The 15,055-nt window shown below is 57.4% G+C and carries 14 protein-coding genes and 1 pseudogene; 8 read left to right on the plus strand and 7 right to left on the minus strand.

The window, feature by feature from the left end:
* Nucleotides 1-3 precede the first annotated feature (3 nt).
* The 6 genes from A9J21_RS11390 (at nt 4) to A9J21_RS31485 (ending at nt 5,816) form a co-directional block, all read left to right on the plus strand.
* On the plus strand, nt 4-1,272 hold the full coding sequence (locus tag A9J21_RS11390; protein ID WP_043358200.1) for a CaiB/BaiF CoA-transferase family protein: 1,269 nt from the start codon (nt 4-6) through the stop codon (nt 1,270-1,272).
* Nucleotides 1,269-2,009: an enoyl-CoA hydratase/isomerase family protein gene (locus A9J21_RS11395; protein ID WP_043355358.1), complete on the plus strand. Its 741-nt coding sequence runs from the start codon at nt 1,269-1,271 to the stop codon at nt 2,007-2,009. Before A9J21_RS11390 ends, A9J21_RS11395 begins: the two co-directional genes overlap by 4 nt.
* A 7-nt stretch (nt 2,010-2,016) precedes the next feature.
* Nucleotides 2,017-2,754 carry an enoyl-CoA hydratase/isomerase family protein gene (locus A9J21_RS11400; RefSeq protein ID WP_043355356.1) on the plus strand — a complete coding sequence of 246 codons (738 nt, stop codon included), beginning with the start codon at nt 2,017-2,019 and terminating at the stop codon, nt 2,752-2,754.
* A 29-nt stretch (nt 2,755-2,783) separates the two neighbouring features.
* Nucleotides 2,784-3,965, plus strand: a complete 1,182-nt coding sequence (locus A9J21_RS11405) for an acyl-CoA dehydrogenase family protein (RefSeq protein WP_043355354.1) — start codon at nt 2,784-2,786, stop codon at nt 3,963-3,965.
* Nucleotides 3,966-3,976: 11 nt separating this feature from the next.
* Entirely contained in the window at nt 3,977-5,092 is a 1,116-nt protein-coding gene (locus tag A9J21_RS11410; protein ID WP_043355352.1) for an acyl-CoA dehydrogenase family protein, read from the plus strand.
* A 121-nt stretch (nt 5,093-5,213) separates the two neighbouring features.
* On the plus strand, nt 5,214-5,816 hold the full coding sequence (locus A9J21_RS31485) for a hypothetical protein (RefSeq protein WP_124684263.1): 603 nt from the start codon (nt 5,214-5,216) through the stop codon (nt 5,814-5,816).
* Nucleotides 5,817-5,989: 173 nt separating this feature from the next.
* Here A9J21_RS31485 and A9J21_RS30875 read toward each other — a convergent pair whose 3' ends face one another.
* The 3 genes and pseudogenes from A9J21_RS30875 to aceE all read right to left on the minus strand — a co-directional run.
* Complete coding sequence (locus A9J21_RS30875; RefSeq protein WP_196765233.1) at nt 5,990-6,211, minus strand: ferredoxin; 222 nt, start codon at nt 6,209-6,211, stop codon at nt 5,990-5,992.
* Nucleotides 6,212-6,231: 20 nt separating this feature from the next.
* Nucleotides 6,232-7,548 (minus strand): cytochrome P450, encoded by a 1,317-nt coding sequence (locus A9J21_RS11415; protein WP_081201625.1) that lies wholly within the window; start codon nt 7,546-7,548, stop codon nt 6,232-6,234.
* 109 nt (nt 7,549-7,657) lie between these two features.
* Nucleotides 7,658-8,020 (minus strand): annotated as a pseudogene (aceE, locus tag A9J21_RS11420) (pyruvate dehydrogenase (acetyl-transferring), homodimeric type); the annotation flags it as partial.
* Between the two features lie 151 nt (nt 8,021-8,171).
* Between aceE and A9J21_RS11425 the strand changes: the two are divergent.
* Complete coding sequence (locus tag A9J21_RS11425) at nt 8,172-8,615, plus strand: MarR family winged helix-turn-helix transcriptional regulator (RefSeq protein ID WP_043355349.1); 444 nt, start codon at nt 8,172-8,174, stop codon at nt 8,613-8,615.
* Nucleotides 8,616-8,972: 357 nt separating this feature from the next.
* On the opposite strand, the gene A9J21_RS11430 is transcribed toward A9J21_RS11425, so the two are convergent.
* From A9J21_RS11430 to A9J21_RS11445, 4 genes are all read right to left on the minus strand, one after another.
* Nucleotides 8,973-9,992 (minus strand): LacI family DNA-binding transcriptional regulator, encoded by a 1,020-nt coding sequence (locus A9J21_RS11430; protein WP_043355348.1) that lies wholly within the window; start codon nt 9,990-9,992, stop codon nt 8,973-8,975.
* A gap of 129 nt (nt 9,993-10,121) precedes the next feature.
* Entirely contained in the window at nt 10,122-11,108 is a 987-nt protein-coding gene (locus A9J21_RS11435) for a tripartite tricarboxylate transporter substrate binding protein (RefSeq protein WP_043355346.1), read from the minus strand.
* Between the two features lie 58 nt (nt 11,109-11,166).
* Nucleotides 11,167-12,390 (minus strand): CaiB/BaiF CoA-transferase family protein, encoded by a 1,224-nt coding sequence (locus tag A9J21_RS11440; protein WP_043355344.1) that lies wholly within the window; start codon nt 12,388-12,390, stop codon nt 11,167-11,169.
* A gap of 34 nt (nt 12,391-12,424) precedes the next feature.
* On the minus strand, nt 12,425-14,029 hold the full coding sequence (locus A9J21_RS11445; RefSeq protein WP_043355342.1) for an FAD-binding oxidoreductase: 1,605 nt from the start codon (nt 14,027-14,029) through the stop codon (nt 12,425-12,427).
* A gap of 472 nt (nt 14,030-14,501) precedes the next feature.
* Here A9J21_RS11445 and A9J21_RS11450 point away from each other — a divergent pair.
* Nucleotides 14,502-15,055, plus strand: a 554-nt coding sequence (locus A9J21_RS11450; protein WP_156545797.1) for a LysR family transcriptional regulator, incomplete at its 3' end; no start/stop codon positions are given.

Genomic DNA, 15,055 nt, shown 5'->3' on the forward strand with positions numbered 1-15,055 from the left:
CTTATGCAGAAACAAGCTCTAGGGAACATTCGCGTATTGGATATGACGCGAGTGCTCGCAGGGCCATGGTGTACCCAGATGCTGGGCGACATGGGAGCCGATGTCATCAAGATTGAGCACCCATCGCGAGGGGATGATACGCGGCAGTGGGGGCCGCCGTATGCGATGACGAGTGAAGCGGAAGTGCTTGAGGATTCCACCTACTTCGCTTCCGCAAATCGGAACAAACGATCGGTTGGCGTGGACATCGCCAACCCAGACGGTGCGGATCTGATCCGTAAGCTCGTTCTTGAGTGCGACATCTTTGTAGAGAACTTTAAGGTTGGTGATCTGGCTCGTCGAGGGCTTGACTACGACAGTCTGAAAAAGATCAATCCGCGCCTGATCTATTGCTCTATCACCGGGTACGGCCAATCCGGGCCGTACGCTGACCGCCCCGGCTACGACTTCGTTTTCCAGGGGGAAAGCGGGCTGATGAGCATAACGGGCGAGCGTGATGACGAGCCTGGTGGTGGGCCACAGAAGGTCGGGATCGCCATTGCTGATCTGACGACGGGACTGTATGCGACGGTCGCGATCCTCGCCGCGTTGAACCACAGGAATGTCACGGGAGAAGGTCAGCACATCGATTTGGCACTGCTCGATTGTCTGGTTGGCTTGTCGTCGAATCAGGGATTGTCGTGCCTGATCAATGGCGCCGAACCGCACCGGTGGGGGAACGCGCATCCGTCTCTCGTACCGTATCAAGTCTTTGATACGGCAGACGGTAAGGTGGTAGTTGCTGTGGGGAACGATTCCCAGTGGCAACGCTTTTGCCAAGCGATCGACGCCAAAGAACTGGCCCGGGATTCGACGTTCTATTCCGCATCCGGACGCATTCGGAATCGAGAGGCGCTAATTGCGCAGGTGTCGTCGGTTCTTGCGGCGCGCCAAACCGAGCATTGGCTTGCCGCGTTCTCCGCAGCGGATATCCCGCACGGTCGTATCAATACCTACAAGGAAGCCTTTGCTCACCCACAGGTCATCCACCGTCAGATGGCGATCGACGTGCCGGTTGACAAAGGTATCGGCTCGGTACGGGGCATCGCCAATCCCATCAAATTCAGTAAAACGCCGGTGCACTACGTTCGGGCGCCCGCGAAACTCGGTCAGCACACAGAAGACGTGCTTTCCGACTTGCTAGAACTTTCCGCGGACCACATCGCCGGTCTCGAAGAACGTGGGGTGATTAGTTGCCAAACGTCAAAAAAGACACTTCAGGAGCAATCATGAGCATCCAAGCTAATAATGTCGGAAACGTCCTGGAGATTTGCATTGCGCGTCCAGAAAAGCGCAATGCGATCAGCGCCGCGATGTACCAGGAACTGACCCGTCTTCTGGATGAGGCCAACGCGGACAAGGAATGTGCCGCAGTCATCGTGCATGGTGCGGGCGGACACTTCACTGTCGGTGCCGATATCAATGATTTCCAGACCCGGCGGGGTAATGAAGATTCCCCTGCTGTCACGCTTCTCCGGAAGATGGCCGCGATCGATGTGCCGCTAATCGCAGCAGTCGAGGGACTGGCGATTGGAATCGGCGCCACGATGCTGCAACACGTCGATTTTGCCTACGCATCCCAAGATGCGCGCTTCCGCATGCCGTTCGTATCGCTGGGTCTGTGCCCCGAGGGCGCATCCAGCTACCTGCTCGAATCGCTGGTAGGTGTCCGGAAGGCACGTGAGTGGTTGATGCTTGGAAAGTTCTTTGATGCAGAAGAAGCTTTCGATGCCGGGCTTCTGACGTCGCTGACGCAGGACGGGGAAGCCCTTGCACGGGCGCGCGAAACGGCTGCCGAACTGGCAAAGCTTCCCAAGGCTTCGGTACGCGCGACAAAGCGGATGTTGAACCACGAGAATCGTGCCGCTGTGGGTTCTGCGCTCGACCTGGAAGTGAAGATGTTCGCCGAACTCTTGAATACCGAAGCCACTCAGGAAATCTTCAAATCCTTCCTGAACAAGAAGCGTTAAGAACGCCATGGCCGAGTTGATAAAAATCGAATCAGAAAATTTCGTCCGGGTCATTACGATGAATCGGCCGGATAAGAGAAACGCGCTGAACTCGGAAATGTGCGACGCGTTGCACGACGCGTGGCAAGACTTCGCGGGCTCAGAGGATCGCGTTGCCCTGCTACGTGCAGAGGGGTCGGTGTTTACGGCAGGCCTCGACACGAACGATCCACCGGATTCCTTTTGGCATGCCATTCCCAATGTCGCATTTGACATTGGAAAGCCGGTTATTGCAGCGGTTAATGGCCCCGTGATAGCGGCGGGCGTATCGATGCTTGCATTCTGCGATCTTTGTGTAGCGACTTCGGCAACGACCTTCGTTTATCCCGAAGGTCGCCTAGGCATGGCAGCCGGCTTGATTAGCTCGCTGGTCGGTCGGATTCCCCACAAGATCGCGATGGAGCTCATGTTGACCGGGCGCCCGGTATCCGCCCAACGGGCCTATGAAGTCGGATTCGTAAACGAACTCTGTGAACCAGGAAGCGAAACAGAGGCAGCTCTAGTGACAGCGCGTCAGATTGCGAGCGCAGCGCCGCTGGTACTGCGTTTCCTCAAACAGGCGGCGAGACACTCGATTCCGGTAGGACTGGTTGAGGCAGGCTATAGCGCCCAGTACCAAGCTCAGATGCTGGCCAGGAGTGAAGACGCCCGGGAAGGGGCGTTGGCGGCCAAGGAGCGTCGCGCTCCCGTTTTCGTGGGCCGCTAGGACTAACTAACACAGTAGGGGACTGAGAAATGGATCTGAATTTCACAGAAGAAGAGCAGGAATTTAGAAAAGAGGTACATGCGTGGATCGACGCCCATTTGCCGAAGGAGATCTCGCACAAGGTGCACAACGGACTGCAGCTATCCCGCACCGATATGCAGCGTTGGCACCAAATTCTGGGGAAAAAGGGTTGGCTGACGTATAAGTGGCCAGTCGAGTTCGGCGGCACGGGCTGGACACCAGTGCAGCGGCACATATTCGAGGAAGAGTGCGCGTTGGCAGGAGCACCGCGACTCGTGCCCTATGGGCCTGTCATGGTGGCACCAGTCATCATGGCATTTGGTAACGCTGAGCAACAGGCGCGCTTCTTGCCCGGCATTGTGACGGGCGATGTTTGGTGGAGCCAGGGTTACAGCGAGCCGGGATCGGGTTCCGACCTGGCTTCGCTCAAGACACGAGCGGAGCGAAAGGGAGACAAGTACATAGTCAATGGTCAAAAGATCTGGACCACGTTGGCTCAGTACGGGGAGTGGATTTTCTGTCTCGTCCGGACCAATACAGAAGGGAAGCCGCAGGCAGGGATCAGTTTCCTGCTCATTGACATGCGTTCGCCTGGCGTCACGGTTCGGCCCATTAAGCTGCTGGACGGCGAGTGCGAGGTCAATGAGGTCTGGTTCGACAATGTTGAGGTCCCCGTTGAGAACCTGATTGGCGAAGAAAATAAGGGCTGGACCTATGCCAAACACCTTCTCAGTCACGAACGCTCGAACATTGCAGAAGTCGGGCGTGCCAAGCGTGAGCTCCGACGCCTGAAGCGAATCGCGGCTGCAGAAGGCATGATGGACGACCCTCGTTTCAAAGACGAGGTTTCGAAGCTCGAGGTAGATATTATCGCGCTCGAAATGCTGGTTCTTCGCGTTATCTCGGCAGAAAAATCCGGGAAGAATCCATTGGATATCGCAGGCCTACTGAAAATCCGAGGCAGTGAGATTCAACAGCGCTACAGTGAATTGATGATGCTGGCTGCAGGTCCCTATAGCCTCCCATTTATTCAAGACGCTATGTTGACGGAGTGGGATGGCGAGTTCCCAGGTGGAGAGCGACGGAACGCTCCGCTTGCCGCGACATATTTTAATCTGCGGAAAACCACTATCTACGGTGGCTCCAATGAAGTGCAGCGTAACATTGTTTCGCAAGTGGTCCTCGGATAAAGGAGTAGAGCATGGATTTCGAATTCACTGACGACCAGGACCAACTGCGAGATGCAGTAAGAAAGTGGGTAAAGCGTAGCTATACGTTTGAGCACCGTCGCAGTTCCGAGAGCAGCGGCGGATTTTCCCCGGACGCGTATTCGGAGCTTGCGGAGCTTGGGCTGACTGGACTTTACGTCCCAGAAGAGTATGGCGGCGTCGGTATGGGGCCGGTCGACGTTATGGTGGTTATGGAGGAACTGGGGCGGGGCATCGTACTCGAACCGCTGGCGCAAGTTCTACTTGCGGGTGCAGTGCTGTCGAACTACGCCGAAGCAAGCGTACGTGCGGCGTGGCTGCCTACGATCGCTTCTGGAGAAAGTCTGGTCGTACTGGCCCAGCAGGAGCGCGCGAATCGTTATCGCATCGATACGTGCGAGACGCGAGCAGTCGAGACGGCGGAAGGTTGGGAGCTTACTGGGAGTAAGAGCCTCGTGCCGGTTGGCGATCATGCTGCTGCGTACATTGTACCCGCCATGATTGCTGACACTCTCGGAGCGTTCCTTGTGGAGCGCTCCGCCCCAGGTGTATTGGTACACCCTTATCAAACTGTCGACGGCTCGCGCGCCGCGGAGCTGACGTTGTCGAAGGCGCCGGGCACGCTAGTCACCCGCGAAGGCCAGGATTGCCTGTCGTATGCCGTGGATCTTGGCATTGCAATGACGTGTGCAGAGGCCGTGGGCGTGATGGACGTAACCCTGGAGGCTCTGGTGGATTACATGAAGACGCGCAAGCAGTTCGGCGTCGCTATCGCGAGCTTCCAAGCGTTGCGTCACCGCGTCGCAGATATGAAGATGAGTCTAGAGCTCGCGAGGTCTATGAGCTACTACGCCTCGCTCAACGTCAACGCGCCGGCGAACCAGAGACGTCGCGCCATGGCACAAGCGAAATATCAGTTGGGCGGGTCGATGCGATTCGTCGGCCAGCAGGCCGTGCAATTGCACGGTGGGATTGGAATGACGGATGAGTATATCGTCAGCCACTATTTTAGACGCCTTACCCAAATGGAATCGGTGTTCGGAGATACGCTGCATCATCTGGCGCAGATGTCGGACTCCATGCATCCCGAGCTTGACAAGGCTGCCTAAGGCGCCGCGAAGAGTAAGTGCTCGATGAATTGCGATGGCGGGTGACCCTCATCGTTTCCGGCAGCGCGGTGGTACATCCTCGCGCTGCTCATAGTATCGGACCGGGATAGTAGCGTAATTGATGCAGACGCAACTTCAGTCACGAAGCCAAGTCGGGATCCATGATATTTTTCTTCCAATTCCAATGAAAGTGACTTCGTTGAGTGGCGAGCAGATAATCATCCGACAAGGCTATTCACGCGTAATTAAAGAGGGGAAGTTCGTGAAGCTCCCCGCTTTTTCTCCTGCGAGTCTGTTCTTGGGCGGCTCTATTTTTAAGAGCTCGCATTGCAGCTTCGATCTGGATGTAACTAGTTATTCTGTGGTGCGTGATCAACCAATGCACGATCTGTGGGATTCCAGGCCGCTTTGGGAGGCAATTTCATTGTCGGTGTTTATGAATCCAAAGGAAGCTTGGAATATTGCAGATATAGCGGATAGTTTGCAGACAACATCCTCGAGAGTCAGGCGGACCCTCTTCAGCCAGGGCAATTGCTTCACGGAAATATGTAACACGCAGCGGCTTATGCGTTCGCTGTTCGAATTGGCAGGACTGGAAAGATCTATACCGGATATTTCGAACAGAATTGGGTGGAGCCAATCCTATGACTTTGAGTCATCTTTCTATAATAGATTTAAAGTTTCGGCAGATGTTATTTGCGGAATGAAATTTTATGCCCGCTAGGCGATCTATTTAGAGGAGCTCTACTGAACGTTTGCCAGCCATCAACCGCTTCGAAAGAGATGGGCGGCCGTTGGGCAGGCCGCCCTCTTTTGCGATGGAAGTACCATCCGCCCCAGCCTCGCGCGCGCAGGCTGCTCGTGCCGCCGTGATGCCGGCGGCCGTTGCCCCGATGACTACGATTTGCTTAGGGGAATCATCAGAGAGCCTCGTGAATCTCGATTGCCAACGCCGGACAGATCCCAGCAGCCAAGCGTGCAGATTTTGTATTGATCGGCCGACGGATCGGCATTCAAAAGAATGACGATTCCGTCATCCTTTTGGTCGAACAGATCCGGCGCATTGACGACGCATTGGCCGGAACCGCAGCATTTTTCGGGATAGATTGTGATTTTCATCGTGATTCGCCGTAGTGGATTTACCAGCTAACGGGCAGTGCCCTAACACCATACATGAGCGAATCGCTCTTGAACGCGAGGCTCTCGATGGGCACGGCCAGCCGAAGATTCGGCAGGCGCTTCAGTAGGGCGGTGAACATGATCTGCATTTCGACTCTGGCGAGAACTTGTCCCATGCACTGATGCGGGCCGTATCCGAATGCGATCTGTGTCCGGGCATCACGGCGGAGGTCAAAGACGTGGGGATCTTTGAACTGCTCCTGGTCGCGATTTGCGGAAATACTAAGCACGACAACGGGATCACCGGCTCGGATCAATTGCCCATTCACGACAACGTCCTCCAGTGCGACACGTCGCGTCCCGGACTGTATGACATCCAGGAAGCGTAGCATCTCCTCCACCGCGTTTGGAACGAGGCTTGGATTCTGGCGAAGCTCTTCCCAGATGTCCGGCCTCTGAAGTAGGAAGAGCACCCCCATCGACGTCGTATTTGCCGTCGTCTCGTGCCCGGCAATCAGCAGAAGCCTTCCAAGCGAGACCACGTCTGTTTCAGTGATATCGCCCTTCCGTACATGATTAACGATAAGGCGACTGAGGATGTCCTCCCCGGGGCTTTCGGATCTCTTCGCCACCAGTTCACGCAGGTATTCGCACAACGCTTGATTCGCGGCGCTAGCCTCTTCCCTCGTCGCGGTGCTCGACGTCATGATCATCGCCTGTTCTTGGAAGAAGTCGTGATCGTCGTATGGAACACCAAGCAACTCTGAGATAGCCAATGCTGGTGTCGCCAATGTAAAGGCGCTAACCAGGTCAGAAGGCTGCGGCCCCATCGCAAAATCTTCCAAGAGCTTGTCCACGATGGCCTGAAGTCGCGGCCGCAGATTCTCGATCTTTCGGATCGTGAATTCGCTGGTCAGCATCCGCCGTTGCTCTGAATGCTTGGGTTCATCCATGGTAATGAAGGTCCGGTTACTACTCCGAACAACCTTTACTGCGGCGCTGGAAGAGGGAAATCCCGGATGTGAGACGTCGGAGCTAAAGCGAGAGTCCGACAAGACAGCGCGAACATCGTCATAACGCGTGACAAGCCAAGCGATCTTTCCGTCCCAAAGCTTACCTTGTGCCAATTCGCCCTTCTGTTGCATCTGGAAGAACACCGGCGGCGGCGCCAAGGGATCTACGCGCTTAGGGGGGAAATCTGGGATTCCGCCGCTGTCGCCCTCAGCGTGAAAAGGACACGCTGATTTCGGCTCGTTCGCAGCCGCATCAAAAGGACAGCGCCCTTCTACCGCGGAAGATGGGTTGGAGGAAGGGGTGGGAGCAGGCGACTCCGTCATGGAAATATCTCCGAGGGCGATTGGTGGCTAATGTTAGGTAGCCTACCTATGTGGCGCAAAGGGGGGTTTACCCTCAACAACAGAATCGAAGGTCGACCCGTAGACATCAGAAGAAAGCGGAGAACCCATATGTGGCGATATGCCCGCCGACGTTGGAGTGCTTGCCCGCCCGCAACACCATCGCCATGGCATTCCAGCGCGCCATGGCGGCCAGTCGGCGCTCGATCGAGGTGTCGCCTGGGTACGGCTGCTCGCCCGATTCGGCAATCGTATTGACGTAGGGCGTCGTGATTGCGCCATGGAAATCCCCGTGTCGGGCCGCGTCCGATTCATGCAGGCGGCCGATCAGGTAGTGGGCGCGTTCGCGGCCTTCCACTTCGGTCACGGCGGCCAGGGCCTCAATCCATTCCTGGGTTTCCTGCGGGTCCACATCCAGCGGCAATACGTGTAGCGGCAACACCGGGGCATTCATCTCTGTCTCCATGGGATTGACGGGGCTTCGGTTCGCATCAGGCCCGGTCGGATAGGCGTGGCCATTGCGCTTCAAATAAATTGCAGTTGCAATCGTCTGGGCATTGTGAGCGCTCTGCGGCATAATTGCAACTGCAACTATTGGAGATACCATGTCGACTGAGAAGCCGGATTTGTGGTTTTCGTTTGTACGGTCGCACCGGGCCTTGATACGTGAGGTGGATCGGCGTCTTGCCGAGGCTGGACTGCCTGTCTACGCGTGGTACGACGTGCTGTGGGGGATTGAAAGCGGGCCGGAGGAAAGCCGCCGGATGCATGAGCTGGCCGATGTGCTTGCCATCGAGCGGTACAACCTGACTCGCCTGATTGACCGGCTGGAGCGTGAAGAGCTGGTGACCCGTATCCGGTCAGAGGAAGACGGCCGCGCCGCGTTCGTGTCCGTCACACGGCAAGGTAAGGCCTTGCGCAAGAAGATGTGGGGCATCTACGAGGCGGCGGTCAAAGAACTGTTTCTGGCCGAGTTCCGGCCGGAAGACATCGGGCGATTTTCTCGTGCGCTGGATGCGGCGGCAGCCAAAGCGGGGTGGCCGAAATAGGTTCGAACTCCCTTTTCGTGCGGTGACGCTTCTGGCTCGCGCCGGAGGGGACGAATGTGTCCGCTTTTTGGGACACGTTCGACTTAGTTGGCAACGGCGGTACCCTGACGCCTCAATCAAAGGTCAGTGGCATGACCGGCGCTTACCGGCCCACCCTAAGCGGACATCAGGATGGAGCAGAGACTGATATCCATTAGGCGCCCCGCATGACTGAAGAATTCCCTCAGAACGTTGTCTGCAACGCTTCATTTAATAGCTGGACAACGTATGCTTCGACCGCTTTGTGCCCGGTGAGGGCCTAGCTAGAGCGACGGCTGAGTTCCGTCCGTAGCGACAAAACGTAGTTTGGCTCACCAACTATTGGGGCGGCGCCGTACTTTCGCGAACTACAAGGTCAGGCTCGAACTCGGTCTGAATGCGTTTGGACCCGCCTTCAATCTGATCAACCAGGTTACGAGAAGTAAGTTCGCCAATCAGAACGGGATTCGAGTGTACGGTCGTGAGTGCGGGCGTCATCAGTTCCGCCATCTGCCAGTCGCCGAAGCCTGTAACTGAGATGTCGCTCGGAACCGATAGTCCCAATGTGCGGCACTCCGCGATCGCTGCCACAGCAACGAAGTCATTGATGCATATCAGGGCAGTCGGCTGTTCCTGATGCGGCAGCGAGTCATTACGCTCGAGACAGGTCCGAACCGCTTGCCGGACGGCAGATGCTTCGTACGGTGTCGGGAGAATGCGGTCGTCGGGTATCGAAATGCCGTTCTCACTGAGGACGTCTTGGATGCCCAGAAGTCGTTGAGAGGAGAGAAATTGAGTCTCTAGTGGCCCTGGGAGGACGGCAAACTTTCGATGTCCCTGTTTGACCAAATAGCTCGTCAACCTGCGCATCGCCAAGCGATTGTCATATCCCACCGTGGGATGCATACCCTCACGATCGACGGCCCACATTAGGACATACGGAATGGCATGCTTGTGGATTAGCGAGAAGACGTCAGGGTGATGCTGTGACCCGATAATGGCGATTCCGTCGACTCTGCGCTCCAAAAGCGCGCGCGCGCAGCGTAGTTCTGTCTCACTGTCGTCCCGGTGGCACGTCAATAAAACGGTGTATCCGAGCCGATCGAGCTGCGCCTCTAAGGTATCGACCGCTTTCGCGTAAAGCTCGTTCATCAGTGTCGGCGCAATGATGCCGACCGATCGCGTGCGCCCTTGACGCAGGTCCCGAGCCGAGGAAGACGGGACGTAGTTGAGGCTTGCGATGGCGTTCTGCACGCGCTCCAGCGTGTCAGGTCGCAGCCGATCCGGCGATGTCAGTGCACGGGAGACTGTTGCCGAGGAAACGCCGGCGAGGAGGGCGACTTGCTTGACATTCACCATATCGGATCAGCGGTTATCTTCAGCCTGGGATATCGGCCGACTGCCGTCATTGTAACGACCTTGGTAGTCCACAGGCAGTTTCCGTCGTCGGGGGGTATCCCGACGACGGACCGGCATTCCCGGTGAGGGCTAGTCGAGCCGGACCTTTGCTGAATCAGCCACGCGCTTCCATTTCGTAACTTCGGTGCGCAGAAACGCATCGAATGCTTCCGGGGTGCCGCCTGCGATCTGCGCGCCTTGAGCCATCAGCTTGTCGCGGACCTCCGGATCCTGAAGGGCTTTGTTGAACTGGCTGTTCATCTTAGCAACGATGGCTGGTGAGGTCCCGGTCGGCACCATAAATCCACCCCAAGAAACGGCTTCGTATCCGCTTATCCCGAGCGCTTCATCTACCGTCGGCACATCGGGCAGTGCCGGCAATCGAGTCTTGCTCGTGACCGCAAGAGCCCTGAGTTTTCCACTCTTGACATGTGGCATTCCAGCAAGCGCGGTGGGAAGGGCAACATTGATCTGCTGACCGAGCACGTCTGTGAGCGAAGGCGCGTCTCCCTTATAGGGAACGTGGTTCATCTTGACGCCAGCCATGGTACTAAGGAGTTCCCCGGCCAGATGGCTGCCCGAACCGTTGCCTGCAGATCCAAAGGTAATCTGTCCTGGCTTGGCCTTTGCTAATGAGACCAGTTGGCGCAGGTCCTTCACCGGCGAATTTGCTGCCGTGACGATAATGAGCGGCACCTTTGTCACCAAGACAACTGGCGTAAAGTCTTTCAGCGTGTCATAAGGAAGTCTCCCGTATACGGCCGGGTTGATGGCATTCGGCCCAAGGTTGGCCATCAGCACGGTGTAGCCGTCAGGCTGCGCCTTCGCAACGGCTTCATTAGCGATGATGCCGTTTGCGCCAGGCCGGTTCTCCACAACAACAGACTCTCCCCATGCCTGGCTAAGCTTAGCGCTTAGGAGCCTGGCGGTCACGTCTGAGGCGCCGCCAGGGGGATATGGAAGAACGACCCGAATCGGCTGGACCGGCCATTCCTTAGCGTGGGCGGCGGCCAGACCGATGGTCAGTGTCACTCCGCAAACGGCTAATGCCCCCGCAATTCGTAGCAATCGATGCATGTCTGTCTCCTTTGAACGTGATCTTTATGGTGATCACTGTGGTCGGGCGGATTACACGTCAGATCGTCCCATCGCGGCGCATTGCCTCAATTTGCTCCACAGACTTCCCGAGCTCATTTTTCAGGATGGTTTCAGTGTGTTCGCCCAGCGCTGGGGGCGCGCGAAGGTAGTCGATACTGCTGCGAGAGAACTTGATAGGGTTCGCAACCTGGGGCGCGCTTGCACCGCTGCTGTGGGGCAAAGAGAAAACCATTTCACGCGCCCGGATATGGGGATCCTCCAGTGCTTCTGGAATGCTCTGGATCGGGCCACAAGGTACGCCGACCGATTCCAGCAGTTTGAGCCACGTGTCTCTCTCTTCTTCTTCAAAGCGAGCCGAGAGCACCTCCACAAGACTTTCACGGTTCTTTAGACGATCCGCATTGCGTCGATAGCGGTCATCATCCGGAAGATTGATTAAACCCAGCGCTTCGCACATGGCTCGGAACTGCCGGTCATTACCGACTGCTACGATCAGAGAGCCATCGCTTGCAGGGAATGACTGATAAGGTGCGAGATTGGGGTGCGCGTTGCCCCAACGACGCGGGTGGCTCCCGCCCACCAAATAGTTCGAGGCCTGGTTTGCCAGCCACGCCACCTGCGTATCCAGCAGGCTCATATCGATGTACTGCCCGCGGCCACTGCCGACTCGCTCAAATAGCGCGCTGACAATTGCAACGCTTGCATACATGCCAGTCATCAAGTCCGATATGGGCACCCCGCATTTTTGCGGGCCGCCACCGGGGACGCCGTCGCGCTCGCCTGTGATGCTCATCAGCCCGCCCATGGCTTGCACCACGAAATCGTATCCAGCCCGCTTGCGGTATGGGCCCGTCTGCCCGAAGCCGGTGATGGAGCAGTAGACGAGCCGAGGATTGATCTCACTCAGGGTCTTGAAGTCCAACCCGTAACGTTGCATATCGCCGAACTTGTAGTTCTCAACGAAGACGTCGCAATCTTTGACTAGCTCGTGCAGCAAATCCTGACCGACCTTGCTGCTGACATCCAGAGTGATCGAACGCTTCCCGCGATTGGCGCAAAGGAAGTACGCCGACTCTTCCGTCGTCGTGCCATCCTCACGAGTAAGGAACGGCGGGCCCCAAGCTCGCGTGTCATCGCCGGTGCCGGGACGCTCAACCTTCATCACGTCAGCGCCCAGGTCGGACAATAGTTGCGTGCTCCAGGGTCCAGCAAGGATCCGGCTCAAGTCTAGGACCTTGATACCTGCAAGGGGGCCTGCCATATCTCCTACTCCTCTTTTTTGAGTTTCTAACTAATTAGCTCGGGTCGAACAGCACGCCAGGGTTCAAGACCTGGTGCGGATCAAAGGCCTGCTTGGCGGCCTTTAGCGCGGTGCAGAACAGCTCCGGCCGTTCCTTGTCGTACCAAGGGCGATGGTCCCGACCAAGCGCATGGTGGTGGGTCACCGTACCGCCTGCGTCCACCATGGCTTGCTCTCCAATGCGTTTGATCGCTTGGAACTGCTCGGGCAATCGAGCCTTATCGCCATAGGCAAACCACGTGAAATATGGCGCAGGGCCATCAGGGTAGAGGTGGGTAAAGCGGCAAGTCACCGAACCCGGGCGGCCGGTAACTTCGCGAATGGCCCGATGCGTTTCTGCCTTGACGTGCGCGTGAAGAGCGGCGAACTTGTCCCACGTGCACGCGGTTTCCATGGTCTCGCGCATGACGCCGCGAGCAATGGCGTACTCGCGCAGGTATGGGCCGCGCAGGAACTTGTTTCGCCAGCTCGATGTCGCAGCGTCCGCACCACCTTGGTTTCCGCTGACCGGATCATCGTCCCATTCGCCGCCGCACTCCGCGCAAATTTCCAGTGCTCGCTTCAGGCGTGCCTCGACCGGGTGGTCGGCGGACTCGAATCCCAGCACGAGAATGTCATAGCTGCCGTCGCTCGAACCCGTGTACAAGGCTTCTTCGCGTTCCACAAGGCGGGCATTGGCAGGGTTCAGTCCAGATTGAGACAGTACCCGTGTGGCCTCGACAGCGCGCGCATAGTCACGGAAACGTACGGTCACCTGCTTGCGGAAGACCGGCCGGCGGTGAAGCTTGACCCACGCCTCGGTAATGATGCCCAGTGCGCCTTCGGAGCCGAGGAAAAGTCGATCCGGATTGGGTCCCGAACCCGATACCGGGAAACGTCGGGATTCAATGGCACCCTGGGGCGTTACCACTCGCATGCTCTCGACGTGGTCGTCGATCTGAGTGAACGCGGTCGCAAAGTGGCCTGCTGCTCGCGTTGCGATCCAACCCCCCAGTGACGAGAACTCCCACGCTTGCAGGAAGAATCGCATGGTCAGGCCGGTGGGCTTGAGCTGTCGTTCCAGCTCCGGGCCAAGGACGCCCGCTTGAATGCGCGCGGCCTGCGATGTTTGGTCTACCTCCAGCACTTTGTTGAAGTGCTTCATGTCGATGGACACCACGCCACGGTAACGATCGTGCTCGGGCGGATTCACGCCGGCCACGACGCTGGTGCCGCCGCCGTACGGAACTGCAGCAACGTTCTGGCGCCCGCACCAGTCGAACAGGTCCACGATGTCCTGCTCAGTGCGCGGGTAGGCGATGACGTCCGGCGGGTTGGAAAATTCCCGGCGCATTGCGCGCGCAACATCCATGGTGCCCGCGCCGTAGGTGTGATACAGGCGGTCGTAATGATCGCTTGTGCAGATTTCGCGAAGCGACGCGGGCAGCTGTACGCGAGGTTTGCGCAGCGAAATTTCTTCGGGCGTCGGAAAAGGTGTCGCTTCGAAGTGCTCGACACCCAGCAAGCGTGTCCACGCTGCCTCGAACTCCCGGATTTCGTCCGGCGTGACGGTGTCACCCTCATAGCCCCACCCGTAAAACTTACGACGACGTTCCTGCATTGTTGCCTCCTGTGTGATGTGGTAATCGATTACATACGTTACGGTAACCTGCATCAGAGACTGTAAATAACCAATGCCAGTACGGTGATGAGGCGAAAACAGCACTGCGTGCAATCGATTACATAAGTTTAGATTGGTGCGGCATAATGTCAAGCAGTTAACGCAGTCGCGGCCATGGGTTGGAGCAGGAGTCGACGAAGAGATCGGATCGCTAAGAGACCTTCCCGCGGCGAGGTCACTGTGGGTTGGAGAGCGACTTACTTGGTGGTCTTCCCTTGCAGGGCGTCACGTACGTCCTTGCCTGAGGACCCAGTGAGTCGATCCTGAGCAAGCAATCTGGGGGCGCTTGCTCGTTGCAGCGTTGGCATGGTGCTCGAGCGACAGAGCAGCAAGAAGTGTGGCCGCTCCCTAGGCCTCAAGCGATGACATGCGGCATATCCGCCCTGGGTAGCCCACCAAACGGAGAGAAGATATGGCCCTGCAACACATCCCGCCCATTCAATGTCTTGTCACCTTCGAGACGGTTGCAAGGCTTCGGAGCGCCACACGTGCCGCCGACGAGTTGTGTGTAACAACCAGCGCCGTGAGTCATCGAATCCGCCAGCTTGAATCTCACCTCGGTGTTGAACTCTTCGGGCGGAGTGACTTCACGCTTTCTGCACATGGTGCAGCGTACCTGGCGAATGTCCGAAGCGGCCTCGCTGCGCTACAGCAGATGCCGGTCAAAAATGGAAAAGCCTCTTCCACGCGACTGCGGGTCGCGGTGACCCCAACTTTCTCCAGGCAGTTCCTGATGCCCAAACTGGAACTGTTCCGCAACAAGTATCCGGACATCGACCTTATCTTGCAGGTCTCCATCCCATTCCTGGACGTCACAGCCGAGCCATCCGATTTGGAAATCCGGTACGGCGCCGGCGGATATGCGGACGTCGATCATCGCGTCGTTCTCTCGGAGGAGGTGGCGCCGGCTTGCAGCCCTACCTATCTCAACGAGTTCGGCCCCTTCGAAGGCTTCGAAATGGCGGG

Origin of the sequence: Cupriavidus sp. D384, assembly GCF_001652915.1 — a bacterium.
GTDB lineage: Bacteria > Pseudomonadota > Gammaproteobacteria > Burkholderiales > Burkholderiaceae > Cupriavidus.

Coding starts and splice junctions, on each gene's coding strand:
- A9J21_RS11390 (WP_043358200.1), top strand. CDS start 4: ATGCAGAAACAAGCTCTAGGGAACATTCGCGTATTGGATATGACGCGA.
- A9J21_RS11395 (WP_043355358.1), top strand. CDS start 1,269: ATGAGCATCCAAGCTAATAATGTCGGAAACGTCCTGGAGATTTGCATT.
- A9J21_RS11400 (WP_043355356.1), top strand. CDS start 2,017: ATGGCCGAGTTGATAAAAATCGAATCAGAAAATTTCGTCCGGGTCATT.
- A9J21_RS11405 (WP_043355354.1), top strand. CDS start 2,784: ATGGATCTGAATTTCACAGAAGAAGAGCAGGAATTTAGAAAAGAGGTA.
- A9J21_RS11410 (WP_043355352.1), top strand. CDS start 3,977: ATGGATTTCGAATTCACTGACGACCAGGACCAACTGCGAGATGCAGTA.
- A9J21_RS31485 (WP_124684263.1), top strand. CDS start 5,214: ATGCAGACGCAACTTCAGTCACGAAGCCAAGTCGGGATCCATGATATT.
- A9J21_RS30875 (WP_196765233.1), bottom strand. CDS start 6,211: ATGAAAATCACAATCTATCCCGAAAAATGCTGCGGTTCCGGCCAATGC.
- A9J21_RS11415 (WP_081201625.1), bottom strand. CDS start 7,548: ATGACGGAGTCGCCTGCTCCCACCCCTTCCTCCAACCCATCTTCCGCG.
- A9J21_RS11425 (WP_043355349.1), top strand. CDS start 8,172: ATGTCGACTGAGAAGCCGGATTTGTGGTTTTCGTTTGTACGGTCGCAC.
- A9J21_RS11430 (WP_043355348.1), bottom strand. CDS start 9,992: ATGGTGAATGTCAAGCAAGTCGCCCTCCTCGCCGGCGTTTCCTCGGCA.
- A9J21_RS11435 (WP_043355346.1), bottom strand. CDS start 11,108: ATGCATCGATTGCTACGAATTGCGGGGGCATTAGCCGTTTGCGGAGTG.
- A9J21_RS11440 (WP_043355344.1), bottom strand. CDS start 12,390: ATGGCAGGCCCCCTTGCAGGTATCAAGGTCCTAGACTTGAGCCGGATC.
- A9J21_RS11445 (WP_043355342.1), bottom strand. CDS start 14,029: ATGCAGGAACGTCGTCGTAAGTTTTACGGGTGGGGCTATGAGGGTGAC.